We start from the raw sequence: 14,895 nt of genomic DNA on the forward strand, positions 1-14,895 counted from the left end.
TTCACGCTGTTCCCCAAAAATAACCGTTTCCGGATAAAACGAACGTGCTTAGACGCGTTTGCGAACGACGTGGAAGTCGAAGCGGTCCGCTCGGAAAAAGTTCGCCGAATCGAGCAGCGGTAAGTCGCTCTCATCGTAATGCAATTGCTTTAATGCCAGTAACGGTTGGTCCGTTTGAAGTTGCGTCGAGATTTCCGTGTTCACACTCGGTTCGATGTGCGTGATCGCATAAGCGACCCGACGTCCTACCTCTTGTTCGAGCGCATCAAACAACGACTTACCTTCCGTCAACGCTTTAGGATTCGAGACGAGGTGGGCCGGAATTTTATCGACACAGTATACAACTGGTGTCTCGTCTGCATAACGAATCCGCACGATCCGATAAATCGGCGAGTTCGGTTCGATTTTCAGACGCTCAGCTTCTCTCTCGGTCGCTAGAACCTTTTCGGCCACCAATACTTTCGTTCCTGGTGTCATCTTGGCGCGCATGATCATGTCCGTGACACTGAACAGTTCTTCAATCCCTGAAGTGAACGGGGGTTTTGAACTGATAAATGTTCCGACGCCATGTTTCCGCACGACAAATTTCTCGTCTTCGAGGATACGAAGGGCTTCCCGGAGTGTCGCTCGACTGACTCCTAGTTGCTTCGACAACTCGAACTCTGAAGGAAGTTTCTCTCCTTCACGATAGACACCATCGTCGATATCTTGCTTGATTTTCTCAATCACGCGAAGATAGAGCAAGCGATGATCGAGCTTGATCGACATGGGCCTCACCACCTTTACCTATTCTAACCAGTGCTCAGACATCTGACGTATGAATGTCCTTGCCAATATTAAGTATAGGGATTCGAGAATTAGAACGCAATACTTTTTGTTCGGAATCGGGGAAATATTTTAAAGTGAAGGGATTATGTATACCTCTTAGTCTATATTACCTGTTGTGAAGCCGTTTGAAAAGAAAACGTAAAATGTAAACGGTATTAAAAAATGAAAGCGGTTCAACGATTTTAGTAGTATGTCTTAATGTCTCGAATAGGTCAGATGTGCTATATTAGTTCGTCCCAACATGACGTCGACCTCGATCATCACGTTTGAACAGGATTATCTGAAATTATATAAAAAACGAACGATTAGGATTTTTTATACCTAATCGTTCGTTTTAATGTTTAACCCTCTGGTTGGTTAATGAGCACTTTCCGCGGCTTTGAGCCTTCTGACGGCCCGACATATCCAGCCTGTTCGAGCGAATCGATCAATCGGGCGGCTCGATTATAACCGATGCGGAATCTTCGTTGAATCATCGAAGTGGAAGCCGTCTCTTGCGTCAAGATGAATTGAACGACTTCTTCAAACAATGAATCGTCCGAGTCGATCGTCGTGACTTCCTCTTCTTTCGGCATCATCGCCTCGACATACTGGGCCCGTTGTTGGGCGATGACGTGATTGACGACCGTCTCGACTTCTTGATCCGAGACGAACGCACCTTGGACACGAATCGGTTTGTTCATCCCGTTGGCGAGCATGAGCATGTCACCCCGTCCGAGCAGCTTTTCCGCACCGCCGCCGTCAAGAATCGTCCGGGAATCCGTTTGCGACGAGACCGCGAACGCGATCCGTGACGGGATGTTCGCTTTGATGACACCGGTGATGACATCGACCGATGGACGCTGCGTGGCAAGTACCATATGAATGCCGGCTGCCCGAGCCATCTGGGCGAGACGCATAATCGCGTCCTCGACGTCGTTCGAGGCGACCATCATCAAGTCGGCGAGCTCATCGACGATGACGACGATGAACGGCAGACGCTTCGCGTCCTCGTCATCCGACTTATCGACGAGTTCGTTATAGCCTTCGATGTTCCGGACTCCGTAGCGGCTGAACAGCTCATAGCGCCGCTCCATCTCGGCGACGACTTGTTTGAGCGCTTGGGCCGCTTTCTTCGGATCCGTCACGACCGGCGTCAATAAGTGTGGGACACCGTTATAGACGTTCAACTCGACCATTTTCGGGTCAATCATCATGAGCCGGACCTCATCAGGACGCGTCCGCATCAAGAGCGACACGATCATTCCGTTGATGCAGACCGATTTCCCCGAACCAGTCGAACCGGCGACGAGCAAATGCGGCATCTTGTTCAAGGCGATCGTCACCGTCTCACCGCTGATGCTGCGGCCCAATGCGACGAGGAGCGGCGACTGTTCCCGCTTGACCGGATCGGCTTCGAGCACTTCACGGAGACAGACCGGGGCCACTTCCTGGTTCGGCACTTCAATCCCGATGGCTGCTTTGCCCGGGATCGGTGCCTCGATGCGGATATCTTTCGCCGCGAGCGCGAGGGCAAGATCGTCACTGAGCGAGGTGATGCGGCTCACTTTGACCCCGATATCCGGTTGCAGTTCATATTTCGTCACGGTGGGCCCGAGATGAATCTTCAATACTTTCACGCCGACGCCGAACGATTTGAGCGTTTGGACGAGTTTTGTCGCATTCGCTTTCAAGCGGGCATTCTCGCCGGACAAATCGGTCACGACCGGTTCACTGAGAATGGTGAACGTCGGAAGCTCATACGTATCCGATACATCCTGTGACGCCGTCATCATCATATCCTCGGTCGGCAGGTCGGCCACTTCTTCCGACGGGGCCGCCTCCTCCGTTTTCGGACGCTTCTCGGCGACGACTTTCTCGCTGAACCCGACGATTGGGATATCATGCATCGTCACCGCATCCGCCTCAGGCTCCGCTTCGGCAGGTGTCGATTCCACGACCTTCGCCGGGGCCGGGACAGCCTTCTGACGCTTCACAGGGGCCGGTTTGACCCGTTCCCGGTCGTGCCACTCTTGTTTGATGGCCGTGCCCGTCTCAAGCAGCCGCGAACCCATCGTCCGCCAAATCGTTGGCGACAACAGGGAAATCCCGACAATCATGCAGAGGGCGCCTAAAAAGACAATCCCGAAGTCAGAGAGCAAGTATTGATTGAGTCGATAGAGCGCCCCGTTGACCTCGCCTCGTTCGGCCCCCCATACCAAGTCCCCGAACATGAGAAACGACGTGAACAACAATAGAATCCCGGTCCGTTGCATCGGACGAAACTCATTTAAGAAGACGAGCAACGTGAACGCGATTGCCAAATACGTCAGTGCCCCCCAGCCCCCGAACAACGTCGTCGCGAGAAGCGACGTCTGATTGCCGACCCATCCGAAATCGAACAGGGAAAAGATGAAGGCCGTAATCGACAGGACGAAGGCGATCCAGCCATATGTACGCAGTGGGATGGGCTGTTTTTTCGCACGTCTCGTCGTCGGTCGCTTCCGCTTCACCGGAGTTTTTCTCGTTTTTTGTGCCACCTTAGATTCCTCCTAAAAAAACAAGGCAAAAGTCTGATGACTTTTGCCTTAATCTCAATTCTTTAAATCTCCATGATGATCGGCAAGATCATCGGACGACGTTTCGTCTGCTCGTACAAATAGACGCTGAGCCGTTCGCGGATATTTGATTTCAACTCGGTCCAATCACTTCCAGCTTGGAGACTCTTCTCAATCTGTTTCGTGACGATGCGGTTCGCTTCTGAAATCATCTCTTCCGATTCACGCATATAGACGAATCCACGCGAGATGAGTTCAGGTCCTGAAATCAATTTCTTCTGTTTCCGGTTCAACGTGACGACACAGAGAACGACACCGTCTTGCGACAAGAGACGACGGTCACGGAGCACGATATTCCCGACGTCCCCGACACCGATTCCATCGATTAAGACGTTTCCAGCCGGCACTTTGCGGCTCATCCGGGCTTTGCGGCCCGTGAACTCGACGACATCTCCTTTTTCAACGATGAAGATGTTGTTCGACTTCACACCGACTTGCTCGGCGAGTTTCGAGTGGGCCATCTGCATCCGGTACTCCCCGTGAATCGGGAGGAAGTACTTCGGTTTGACGAGGTTCAACATGAGCTTGAGCTCTTCGGCCGAACCGTGTCCAGAGACGTGTACTTTGCGTTGGTTATAGATGACGTTGGCGCCTGAGCGGAAGAGCAGGTCAATCGTCTTCGAGACGGACTTCTCGTTCCCCGGAATCGGCGTCGCCGCGATGACGACCGTATCGTTCAGGCGGATGTTCACTTGTTTATGGGCGTTGCGCGCCATGCGCGTCAAGGCCGCCATCGGCTCACCTTGCGAACCAGTCGTCAAGATGACGACTTTGTTGTCAGGCAAGCGATTCACTTGTGAAAGCTCGACGAGTGTCTTCGGCTTGAAGCGCAAGTAGTTCAGCTTCTGGGCCACTTCGACGATATTGACCATGCTGCGGCCGACGACGGCCACTTTACGGTCGTTCGCTTCGGCTGCCGCGAACACTTGTTGCAGACGGTGCACGTTCGAGGCGAATGACGCGACGATGACGCGGCCTTCGGCTTGATAGATGACGTCGTTCAACTCGGCGCCGACGAGCGATTCCGAACCGGTTTGACCCGGACGTTCCGCGTTCGTCGAATCCGACAAGAGGCAAAGGACGCCCCGTTGGCCAATGGCCGCCAACTTGTTGAAGTCTGACTGTTTCCCATCGACCGGTGTGTAGTCAAACTTGAAGTCGCCCGTGTGAACGATGGCGCCTTGTGACGTTTGGATACAGACCCCGACACAATCCGGGATCGAGTGGTTGACGCGGAAGAAAGTGATGAAATGATCAGCGATAGTCAATTTCGTTTTGGCGTCAATCAATCGGAGGTCGACTTCTTTCAATAAGCCAGCCTCTTTCAATTTGAGCTCGATTAAACCGAGCGTCAATTTCGTCCCATATACGGGAACGTGTTTCAAATCACGGAGTACGTAGCTGAGTCCACCGATATGGTCTTCGTGACCGTGTGTGATGAAAATCGCGCGTACCCGATCTTTATTTTCTTTCAAATACGTAATGTCCGGGATGACGATATCAATCCCGAGCATCTCATCGCCTGGGAACATAAGGCCGGCATCGATGACGAAGATGTCGTCGTCTAGTTCCACGACGTACATGTTCTTCCCGATTTCGCCTACGCCTCCAAGCGCAAAGACGCTAACGTTCTCTGTCTTCTTCTTTGACACTAACAAAAACCTCCTAGATGTTGCATATTCTGTTTCGTCCACTTATCGCTACTGAATATTGTATCGGAAAACTGCTGATATGCCAACATTTCCGTTCAATCGACGAGAGGTTTCATCACATCGGCAAGCGGCATCGTCGCTTTGTCATCCGGACGTTTCCCGGAAGCGAGCTGACGAATCGACAAACCGAAGTCCATTTGTAAGTGTGGGTAATCCGGAAAACTTCTCCAATCCCCGCCCCATTCGAAGCCGAGCGCCTTGCCGAGTTCCCCTAGTTCTTGCCAATCCGGTTCATCCGACCGATTGTGGTCCGACTCCAAATCATAGTCGGCGCGGTTGTTGTGAATGATGACGAAGTCGACGGCAAGGCCATAGTTATGGTAGCTCTCACCTGCTTTGGCGTTCGTCACGACTTGACCTGGTTTCGAGCGACCTTGGGCGTACAGGGCGTTCTGCTCATCGGCTGAACGGTATCCTGACGTCAGGCGAACCTCGAGACCGAGGCACGAATAGGCTAGCCGTACGAACGATTCACTCCGCTCCCGGACGTGCGGATGCAGTTTGGCGAACGCTTTCTCGCTACGCTCGACGATGACCGCTTCCGAGCGCGAGTTGCGCTCACACATCCCCGCCTCGAACGTCGGTTCATCGACCCATGGCATCGGCCCCGGACGTGATAACGTATACGCTAAAAAGATTCCGACTAAAAAAGCCGTCATCGCGAACGTCAAGACGCCGGTCCATTTCATCGGCGCAACCGTTTACGGAGTCCTTTGACGAGCGGTAATCCTGTTTCAAGGGCGAAATAGAGCGGACGATTCAAGACGAGATCGAACTCGCCGACCTTCTCGATCATATCGCTACCCCAACCGGATTTGAACGCATACAGACCCGCATACTCATCATCGGCGTCGGTGCTGCCCGATACGCCACCGAAATCATAGCGTTCGGCCTCGCTCGCCTTGGCCGCTTGCATCATCGTCCATTGCATGAGGTGGTTCGGCATGAAGTCACGGAACTCGTTCGAAGACGCACCGTACAAGTAATACGAGCGTCGTCCGGCTAACGTCAACAGACCGCCCGATAAGACGAGTCCGTTCGGGTACTTGTCGTGCAACTCGTTCAGTTCCGGCAACGCAGCTTTAATCTTTTCAATCTGTTCGCCCGTCTGCTTTTGACGGTTCAACAGACTCGTCCGTTTCTTCTCCACCGTCTCCGTCTCGAGGGAACGTTCAATCTTGCCGAGGTCACGTTCGGCTTTTTCGAGCGTGGCCATCTGTTGGTCGAGCGCGAGCTTCGGTTCGAGTTTCGTCAAGAACAGACGCGCGTCCCCTGGCTGCAGGCAATCGTATAAGTTCTCGAAGTAATCAAGGCCCCGGATGGCAAAGCCGTCCCGCTCGCCTGTCACTTTCATCAACTCCGCGAACGTCTGGAGACCATCGCGACCGACTTCCGTGCAGACGATTCCTTTTCGTTCTGCCAAACGCACGTTATAGCGGAACTTATGATGGAACTTGCCAAAAATCTCTTTCTCGCTCGGACGCAAGTCCGTCTCCATCGTGAACCGAGGCTGGGCGTAATCGAACCCGCCGCCGTATCCTTTATGGGCGAAGCCAAGACTCGCCATCTCGGTCAATAGACCTGGCACTTCATCTCGATCGATATTCGGATCAATTTTCACGACGATCGCTTTGTTCGCCTTGGCGACCCGTTTCGCTTCTTCGGTCAACGCGGTCAACGAAGCCACATCGTCATAGTCGACGACGAAACCGCGCGGCGCGTAGCAAAGCGTGAACGGAAGTTTAGGTACGCGTTTGAACAAGAGTAACGCGACCCCGCTCGTCACACCATTGGTCGCGACGGCGATCCGCTCGGCGAACCAGCCGTTTTGTCGTTTGACGTTGGCCCAACTTGAGAGTTGAAGCAAATCCCCACGGTCATGTGTTTTGACGAACTCGTCATGCTCTTTTTCTGTCAAGGTGATCGGTTGTACTGCCATAAATCATGATTCCTCCGTCTTCAAAATTGTCGCTCGGACGATCGCTTCTTCATCTAGCGGAATTTTCTCATTGCCAATGATTTGATATTTCTCATGTCCTTTGCCGGCCAGGACGACGATGTTATCGGACTCGGCCAATTTGGCCGCGTAGCGGACCGCCTCTTCGCGGTCCCCGATCTCAACGAAATTGTCGTGGGTCATCCCGGCAGCGATGCCGCTCGTGATTGAGTCGTAGGCTTCAAAGCGTGGATCGTCCGTCGTGATGACGACCGTTCCTGCATACTTCGAGGCCATCTCTCCCATCGTCGGTCGCTTCGTAACGTCACGATTTCCGCCTGTCCCGATTAAGAACACAATCTTCTCTTTCGGCACGCCGACGAGCGACTTCAAGCATTGCTCGATGCCGTCGGGCGTGTGGGCGTAATCCGCATAGACGTTATAGCCCGGCACATCGAGGCGTTGCATCCGCCCTTTGGCCGGATGGATCGCTTCGAGCGCCTGGACGATTTCGGGCAATCGATAGCCTGCCGCGAGCAGGCAACCTGTCGCGAGCAAGATGTTATACACGTTGAAGCGGCCGATGAATTGAACCGTCAACGGATGGCGTTCGCCTTGATAGTTGAGGCAAAAGCTCGTCTCTGACAGCGTCTGAACGATATCTGATGCCGTCACGTCTGCCATCGCGTCAATCGCATAAGTAATTACTCGCGCCCCTGTCATCGTCTCATACAGCTTGCTGTACGGGTCGTCTGCGTTCAGTACGGCGACCTTGTGACGTGACGCCATCTGTCCGAGCTGTGCGAACAGTAGCCCTTTCGCTCGCGCATAGTTCTCGAACGTACCGTGGAAATCGAGATGGTCGTGCGTCAAGTTCGTGAATCCGACGATATCAAAGTCCGTCCCGATGACACGGCCGAGTTCGAGTCCGTGCGATGACACTTCCATCATCACATCGGTCACGCCTTCTGCGTGCATCCGGGCGAGCAACTGTTGTAGCTCCGAGCTTTGCGGTGTCGTATTTTTACTTGGAACGACCGTATCGTTGATGCGGACCTCGACCGTGCCAATCAATCCGGTGCTATGACCGAGCTCGGTGAGGACGTCGCGCAGAATCGTCGTTGTCGTCGTCTTGCCGTTCGTCCCCGTGATCCCGAACAGACGCATCTGTTCAGACGGATACTGATAGAACGCCGACGCTAAGAGGCCGACCGATCGTGTGCTGTCGCGCACGATTAAGTTCGGTACGCTTAACGAGAGCGGACGCTCGCTGACGACGGCTACGGCCCCTTTGCTGACCGCCAATTCGGCATAGTCATGGCCGTCGACCGTATAGCCTTTGATGGCGACGAACAGCGTCCCAGGGACGACTTCTCTCGAGTCGGTCGTCACATGGGTCACTGGGATGGCTTGTAAGTTTGGTTGATTAATCAATTGAATGTGTTTAGCTAAATCCGTTAAGTTCAAGTCTTTCCCTTCTTTCACCTGTTCCTGTCCAAAGTAAAGAATACCTCTTAATCAGTGTAGAGAACTTACAATTCGGTTTCAAGTCAGTCTTCGGACGGAAGGACATAAGATTTGGCAGGGGCGTGGCTGAGCACCTCTCTGATTAAGGCGTTGACACCATGCACATCGATGCGATCGATTTTATCGAGCACCTCGTTCAAGTCCTCGACATCGTCGAGCAGGACGAGGTTTCGACCGTTTCGGTTCATGCGGGCACTCGTACTCTCATTCCCGAGGACGAGCGACCCTTTCAATTGGCGCTTGCCTTTCTCGACTTCCTCGTCGGACAATCCGTCCGCGATCAACGTCTCGAGTTCGCGCGTCATAATCGTCTCGACTTGGGCGAGCGTATCCGGAGATGTCCCGATATAGATGGTGAACGTCCCGTGGTCATCGAACGTCGTGTAGTACGAGTAAATCGAGTATGCCAGCCCCTCTTCTTCTCGAATCGACTGGAAAAGACGTGATGACATCGTGGCCCCGATGGCATTGTTCATCAAGGCCAAATGCGGCAGACGGTCATCTTTGGCGGCAATCGCCTCAAAGTTCCAACAGAGGTGTGCTTGCTCTGTCTCTTTCTGTTTTTTCATCACGTCACTGTATAAAATCGGAGTCGTCGATTCTTTCGGAGATTCCCCTGATGGGAGGTCGGCAAACCTTGTCTTGACCGCCTCAATCAATTCATCGGTCACATGCCCGGCGATTGAAACGACGACACGATTGCCCGTGTACGTCGAAGCGACGTAACGGAGCAGTTGGTCCCGCGATAGGCTGAGGACGCTCGCTTCCGTCCCGAGAATCGGTTCGGCAAGGATGTCGTCCTTATAGACGGCTTTCGCGAGCAGCTCGTGGACGAGGTCTTCCGGTGTGTCCTCATACATTTTAATTTCTTCTAAGACGACCCGCTTCTCTTTCTCGAGCTCCGTCTCATCAAATAACGAGTCGAACAGCATGTCGGCGAGCGCATCGAACGCGATGACCGCGTGCTCGTCAAGCGTCTTCACGTAATAGCACGTATGATCTTTCGACGTGAACGCGTTGACGCTACCCCCGAGCTCATCGAAGAACGACGCGATTTCTTTTGCCGTTCGCGTCTTCGTCCCTTTAAATAACATATGTTCAATCAAATGGCTGATGCCAATCTCGGTCATGTCTTCGGTCCGAGTTCCGGCTTTGATAAAGACACCGGTCGACGTGCTACGGACATCCGCCATCGGCTCAATCACGATGCGGACGCCGTTGTCTAATGTGATCCATTCCATGTTATCACTCCTATGAAAAAGGCCATCGCACCAGACGATGGCCATCATGATTAGTTTGTCGAGCGTGGCGGACGACGGTCTCCGTCACGACGCGGCGGACGGCTGTCACGTGGTGGACGGCTTTCGCGCTGCGCTTTACGTTTTGCTTCGTATGCTTCACGTTCTTCCGGTGATAATCCTTCAAGGATGAGCACTTTGTGTGAGGCATTGACTCGGCCTTTGTCGTCAATCTCCGTCACACGGACTTTGATTGTATCGCCGAGTTTAACGACGTCTTCCACGTTCGCGACACGCTCTAAGCTGAACTCAGAGACGTGGACGAGCGCGTCTTTCCCTTTGAACAATTCGACGAACGCGCCGAACTTCTCGATGCGGCGGACCGTTGCATCGAACTCTTCGCCGACGACGACTTCACGGACGATGTCGCCGATGAGGGCCATCGCCATATCGATGCCATCTTGATCGGTCGACGCGATGAAGACCGTTCCGTCTTGCTCGATATCGATTTTGACGCCCGTTTGGTCGATGATGCTGTTAATCATCTTCCCGCCCGGTCCAATCACATCGCGGATCTTATCCGGATTGATCGTCATCGTCACGATTTTCGGTGCATACTTCGACAACTGCGGACGCGGTGCGTCGAGCGTCTCAAGCATATGATTCAAGATGTGGAGACGGCCTGAACGTGCTTGTTCGAGTGCCTCTTCCAAAATCTCACGCGTGATTCCGGCGATTTTGATATCCATTTGGAGCGCCGTGATCCCGTCTTTCGTTCCAGCGACTTTGAAGTCCATGTCACCGAGGTGATCTTCAAGTCCTTGGATGTCCGTGAGAACCGTGTAATGTTCGCCTTCCATGATGAGACCCATCGCAATCCCGGCAACCGGTGCCTTGATTGGAACCCCTGCATCCATGAGAGCGAGTGTCGAGCCACAGATTGACGCCTGTGAACTTGAACCGTTCGACTCGAGTACTTCCGAGACGAGACGAATCGTGTACGGGAAGTCGGCTTCTTTCGGGATGACCGGGAGCAACGCACGTTCTCCGAGAGCACCGTGACCAATTTCACGACGACCTGGCGCACGCACCGGACGAGCTTCTCCGACCGAGAACGGCGGGAAGTTGTAATGGTGCATGAAGCGCTTGTTCTCTTCGAGACCGATGCCGTCGATGATTTGAGCATCTCCGATGACGCCGAGTGTCGCCACCGACATGACTTGTGTTTGTCCACGTGTGAACAATCCAACGCCGTGGGCGCGTGGCAATAAGCCCGTTTCCGACGCAAGTGGACGGATGACTTCCGGGCGACGACCGTCCGGACGAACTTTATCGACCGTGATGAGACGGCGAACTTCATCTTTGACAAATTTGTTCAAGATGCCAGACACTTCTTTCAACTTGGCCGGCTCGTCGACGAGGCGCTCTTCGTAGATGGCGACGTACTTGGCAATCACTTCGTTGATTGCTGCATCACGCGCATGCTTCTCTTCGACTTGAACCGCAGCGTTGATTTCTGGACGAGCTGCTTCGAGCTCAGCCGTCAAGGCGTCATCAAATTTCGACACCGTGTATTCGAACTTCGGTTTCCCGACAGCTTCGACGATTTCCGTTTGGAAAGCGACCAATTTCTTGATTTCTTCATGACCGAACAAGATTGACTCGAGCATGACGTCTTCCGGTACTTCGTTGGCGCCTGCTTCAACCATGTTGATTGCAGTTGCCGTTCCGGCGACTTGGAGTTCGAGGTCTGTCTGTTCGAGCTGAGCCGTCGTCGGGTTGACGACGAACTCACCGTTGACGCGTCCGACTGTCGCACCGGCGATCGGGCCATCGAACGGGATGTCTGAAATCGAGAGTGCGATTGACGTTCCGAGCATACCGGCCATCTCAGCTGGGCAGTCCGGGTCGTTCGACATGACGTAAATCATCACTTGGATATCATGACGGAAGCCATCCGGGAAAAGCGGACGGATCGGACGGTCGATGAGGCGCGATGTCAAAATCGCGTTCTCCCCAGGACGACCTTCCCGACGGAGGAAACCTCCTGGAATTTTACCGACCGAGTATAATTTTTCTTCATAGTTGACCGTGAGCGGGAAGAAATCTAAATCCTTCGGCGCTTTCGATGCTGTGACCGTGGCGAGCACGACCGTGTCCCCATAACGGACGAGTGCCGAGCCGTTTGCTTGTTTCGCAAGTTGCCCGACTTCTACAGACAGCGGACGCCCGCCCCATTCTGTAGAAAATACTTGTTTCGTACCTAACATGAACATTCTCCTCTCAAACCTTATCTAGTTTATTATGTAACTCATTCATATGAATGTCTAATGATTTTCCTCCTAAAAAAGAAGAAACGGACTAGGAACAAGTGTCCCAGCCCGTCACATGGTCCGTTCGGATTAACGACGGAGACCAAGGCGTTGAATCAATTCACGGTAACGTGTAACGTCCTTGTTACGAAGGTACGTAAGCAAGTTACGGCGACGTCCAACCATTTTCAAAAGACCGCGACGTGAGTGGTGGTCTTTCTTGTGTGTACGAAGATGATCGTTTAAAGTGTTGATTTGTTCAGTCAATACTGCAACTTGAACTTCCGGTGAACCAGTGTCACCTTGTTTTGTCGCGTATTCCGCGATGATTTCGTTCTTACGTTCTTTTGAGAGTGCCATTGCCTCTCCACCTCCATTTAATAGAAAATTGCCGCGTTGCCGAGCCGACGTTGGTGAATCGATCAGCCAAGCGAAGCGGTGTACTTTGCGTACCAAAATAGGATACCGTACCACCCATCCAAAGTCAAGACAGGATTGACCGAGCGGCCGTCTCATCTTGCTTGAGTTGGGCGATGAGCGAGTCGAGTCCGTCGAACGCCCGCTCGTCCCGTAAATAGTGCATCCATTCGATTTCGATCAATTGTCCGTATAAATCTTCCGAGAAGTCGAACAAGTGGCTCTCGATTGAGACGTCACCGGTCGCATAGAACGTCGGCCGCCGACCGACGTTCGTCATCGCGTCGAACGTCCGACCGTCCTGAAGCCGTACACGCGTCGCGTAGACGCCTAGACGCGGCATGACATACGATGCGTCCATGACGACGTTCGCCGTCGGGTAGCCGATCGTCCGGCCTCGGGCGTCACCGTGGATGACTTCCCCGCAGATAACGTACGGCGTACCGAGCAATTCGCTCGCCACATCGACATCACCGGCACCGAGCAACTGACGAATCCGCGTCGACGACACTTTTTCGCCGCCGCTCGTCTGTTCGGCGACGACCGAGGTCGTGAAGCGACCGCGCGCATGATACGGCAGCGTTTCCATCGTCCCCTCGCCGAATTTACCGTACGAGTAGTCAAAACCTGCCGTCACATGGACCGCACCGGCACCAATCAAATAGTCATCCACGAACTGTTGTGGCGACAGGCTCGCCAACTCTTTCGTGAACGTGATGACGATGCACCGTTCGACACCGAGTGCGGCAATCCGGTTCAATTTCCGCTGGAGCGGTGTGATGTAACGGACCGCATCCGGTTTGTTCGATAACACTTGTTTCGGGTGCGGGTCGAACGTGATGACGGTCACGGGCACGTCAAGCTGTTTTGCTTGCGCCTGCGCATGCCGAATCACGGCCTGATGTCCGGTGTGGACGCCGTCAAAAAATCCGAGCACCATGACCGAAGGGACCAGGTCTGGTGTCTCAGGATACGTCAGATGGATCGTTTCCATACTTCAATCTCCCCTTTAGTCGATAGTCAACATGACCTCGACAGTTGCGTCTGTTGTTCCGTCAAGCCGTCGATAGAGGGCAAGTGGAATTCCTTCTTCATTATAGACAGTAAACAGTTCAAATTCGAGCGAGACGTCGTTCAAACGACCTCCGTTTCGAATATACCGTTCTCGATTGGCTGGAATCGTCATGGCAGGCCAACGTTTGATGACCTCTTCGAGCGGGATGAGGTGGTTCATTCGTTCCTCGACCGTCTCGAGGTCGGCCAGTTGCTGCAACGTGACGGCGGCCGTTTCCTCAAACGAACCAGACCGGGTCCGCCGCAAGTCGCTCATATGGGCCGGATAGCCGAGCTGCTCCCCGATTTGAACGGCGAGCGTCCGGATGAACGTCCCTTTGCCACACTCGACGTCGACACGGAAACGGCAGACACCGTCTTCGATGACCGGCTCATTCGTCCGGACGAGGCGATGAATCTCGACGATGCGGCGGGGTCGGTCCACCGTCTGACCTTTTCGGGCGTATTCGTACAATTTCTTACCGTTCACTTTGACAGCAGAGAAGTAAGGCGGGATTTGCTCGATTTTTCCTGTCAGCTTCTCAAGGACACGATCGATGTCCGCAGCGGTGAACGCCTCGGGACCGACTTCACGCGTCTCGACGACCTCGCCATGGGCGTCCTCCGTCATCGTCGCTGTTCCGATTGTAATCTCGGCGGCGTACCGTTTGCCTTCATCGGTCAGAAAACGAGACAACTTTGTCGCCCGTCCGAGGCAAATCGGTAGGACACCGGTCACTTCCGGGTCAAGCGTGCCGGTATGTCCGACTTTTTTCGTTTGGAACAATTTACGGAGCTTGAACACACAGTCGTGGCTCGTCATGCCGCTGTCTTTATCTAAAATCAATACGCCAGTTGGTTCCATCTGAATTCCTCCCATCAAAAAAGGGGAGACGCGAGTCCCCCCTTCAATTTATTGGTCGTTCCGATTTAAGTCACGAATCAATGAATCGATATGGCTACCATATGCGACCGATGAATCGTATTCGAACGACAATTCTGGCGTTTTCCGAAGACGGATGCGGCTCCCGATCTCGCGGCGAATAAATGCGCTCGCCTTATCAAGACCAGCTTGCGTTTCAGCCTTCACCGTGGCGTCGTCTCCGAGCACCGTGTAGTAGGCTGTCGCTTGCTGCAAGTCTCCCGTCACATCAACGCTCGTGATTGTAGCGTTCTTCGTACGTGGGTCGTTGACTTCACGGAGCAAGATATCTGTAATCTCTTTACGCATCTGCTCTGCGACGCGTTGGGCACGAATGTTCATACGTGTTCCCT

At 53.5% G+C, this 14,895-nt stretch carries 12 protein-coding genes; all 12 read right to left on the reverse strand.

Annotated elements, in window-relative coordinates; all coding sequences use genetic code 11:
* Positions 1-48: 48 nt before the first annotated feature.
* The 12 genes from KNP85_RS00965 to rbfA all read right to left on the reverse strand — a co-directional run bounded on the left by KNP85_RS00965 (position 49) and on the right by rbfA (position 14,884).
* On the reverse strand, positions 49-768 hold the full coding sequence (locus KNP85_RS00965) for a GntR family transcriptional regulator (protein WP_214800849.1): 720 nt from the start codon (positions 766-768) through the stop codon (positions 49-51).
* Positions 769-1,169: 401 nt separating this feature from the next.
* Complete coding sequence (locus KNP85_RS00970; RefSeq protein WP_021067170.1) at positions 1,170-3,347, reverse strand: DNA translocase FtsK; 2,178 nt, start codon at positions 3,345-3,347, stop codon at positions 1,170-1,172.
* A gap of 62 nt (positions 3,348-3,409) precedes the next feature.
* Entirely contained in the window at positions 3,410-5,077 is a 1,668-nt protein-coding gene (locus KNP85_RS00975) for a ribonuclease J (RefSeq protein ID WP_021067169.1), read from the reverse strand.
* 95 nt (positions 5,078-5,172) lie between these two features.
* Positions 5,173-5,826 (reverse strand): M15 family metallopeptidase, encoded by a 654-nt coding sequence (locus tag KNP85_RS00980; protein ID WP_021067168.1) that lies wholly within the window; start codon positions 5,824-5,826, stop codon positions 5,173-5,175.
* The gene (locus tag KNP85_RS00985; protein ID WP_214800852.1) at positions 5,823-7,076 is read right to left on the reverse strand and encodes a lipid II:glycine glycyltransferase FemX; all 1,254 of its coding nucleotides are present in this window, start codon (positions 7,074-7,076) and stop codon (positions 5,823-5,825) included. Before KNP85_RS00985 ends, KNP85_RS00980 begins: the two co-directional genes overlap by 4 nt.
* Positions 7,077-7,079: 3 nt before the next feature.
* Positions 7,080-8,540, reverse strand: coding sequence for a UDP-N-acetylmuramoyl-L-alanyl-D-glutamate--2,6-diaminopimelate ligase (locus tag KNP85_RS00990; protein ID WP_031200186.1), 1,461 nt, complete (start codon positions 8,538-8,540; stop codon positions 7,080-7,082).
* 83 nt (positions 8,541-8,623) lie between these two features.
* Positions 8,624-9,841 carry a M16 family metallopeptidase gene (locus KNP85_RS00995; RefSeq protein WP_029595681.1) on the reverse strand — a complete coding sequence of 406 codons (1,218 nt, stop codon included), beginning with the start codon at positions 9,839-9,841 and terminating at the stop codon, positions 8,624-8,626.
* A 50-nt stretch (positions 9,842-9,891) separates the two neighbouring features.
* Complete coding sequence (gene pnp / locus KNP85_RS01000) at positions 9,892-12,108, reverse strand: polyribonucleotide nucleotidyltransferase (protein ID WP_021067164.1); 2,217 nt, start codon at positions 12,106-12,108, stop codon at positions 9,892-9,894.
* Between the two features lie 132 nt (positions 12,109-12,240).
* Positions 12,241-12,510: a 30S ribosomal protein S15 gene (gene rpsO / locus KNP85_RS01005; protein WP_015881433.1), complete on the reverse strand. Its 270-nt coding sequence runs from the start codon at positions 12,508-12,510 to the stop codon at positions 12,241-12,243.
* Between the two features lie 124 nt (positions 12,511-12,634).
* Positions 12,635-13,561, reverse strand: coding sequence for a bifunctional riboflavin kinase/FAD synthetase (locus tag KNP85_RS01010; RefSeq protein WP_214800854.1), 927 nt, complete (start codon positions 13,559-13,561; stop codon positions 12,635-12,637).
* Between the two features lie 15 nt (positions 13,562-13,576).
* Positions 13,577-14,485: a tRNA pseudouridine(55) synthase TruB gene (gene truB, locus KNP85_RS01015; protein ID WP_058763392.1), complete on the reverse strand. Its 909-nt coding sequence runs from the start codon at positions 14,483-14,485 to the stop codon at positions 13,577-13,579.
* 48 nt (positions 14,486-14,533) lie between these two features.
* Entirely contained in the window at positions 14,534-14,884 is a 351-nt protein-coding gene (gene rbfA / locus KNP85_RS01020) for a 30S ribosome-binding factor RbfA (protein WP_021067161.1), read from the reverse strand.
* Between the last annotated feature and the right edge of the window lie 11 nt (positions 14,885-14,895).

The sequence above is a fragment of the Exiguobacterium sp. s194 genome, from assembly GCF_018618275.1.
Classification (GTDB): domain Bacteria; phylum Bacillota; class Bacilli; order Exiguobacteriales; family Exiguobacteriaceae; genus Exiguobacterium; species Exiguobacterium chiriqhucha.

Bases quoted from the DNA above. Each gene is read 5' to 3' on its own strand.
- pnp (WP_021067164.1), bottom strand. From the start codon at position 12,108: ATGTTAGGTACGAAACAAGTATTTTCTACAGAATGGGGCGGGCGTCCG.
- KNP85_RS00985 (WP_214800852.1), bottom strand. From the start codon at position 7,076: ATGGCAGTACAACCGATCACCTTGACAGAAAAAGAGCATGACGAGTTC.
- rbfA (WP_021067161.1), bottom strand. From the start codon at position 14,884: ATGAACATTCGTGCCCAACGCGTCGCAGAGCAGATGCGTAAAGAGATT.
- KNP85_RS00980 (WP_021067168.1), bottom strand. From the start codon at position 5,826: ATGAAATGGACCGGCGTCTTGACGTTCGCGATGACGGCTTTTTTAGTC.
- KNP85_RS01010 (WP_214800854.1), bottom strand. From the start codon at position 13,561: ATGGAAACGATCCATCTGACGTATCCTGAGACACCAGACCTGGTCCCT.
- KNP85_RS00965 (WP_214800849.1), bottom strand. From the start codon at position 768: ATGTCGATCAAGCTCGATCATCGCTTGCTCTATCTTCGCGTGATTGAG.
- KNP85_RS00995 (WP_029595681.1), bottom strand. From the start codon at position 9,841: ATGGAATGGATCACATTAGACAACGGCGTCCGCATCGTGATTGAGCCG.
- truB (WP_058763392.1), bottom strand. From the start codon at position 14,485: ATGGAACCAACTGGCGTATTGATTTTAGATAAAGACAGCGGCATGACG.
- rpsO (WP_015881433.1), bottom strand. From the start codon at position 12,510: ATGGCACTCTCAAAAGAACGTAAGAACGAAATCATCGCGGAATACGCG.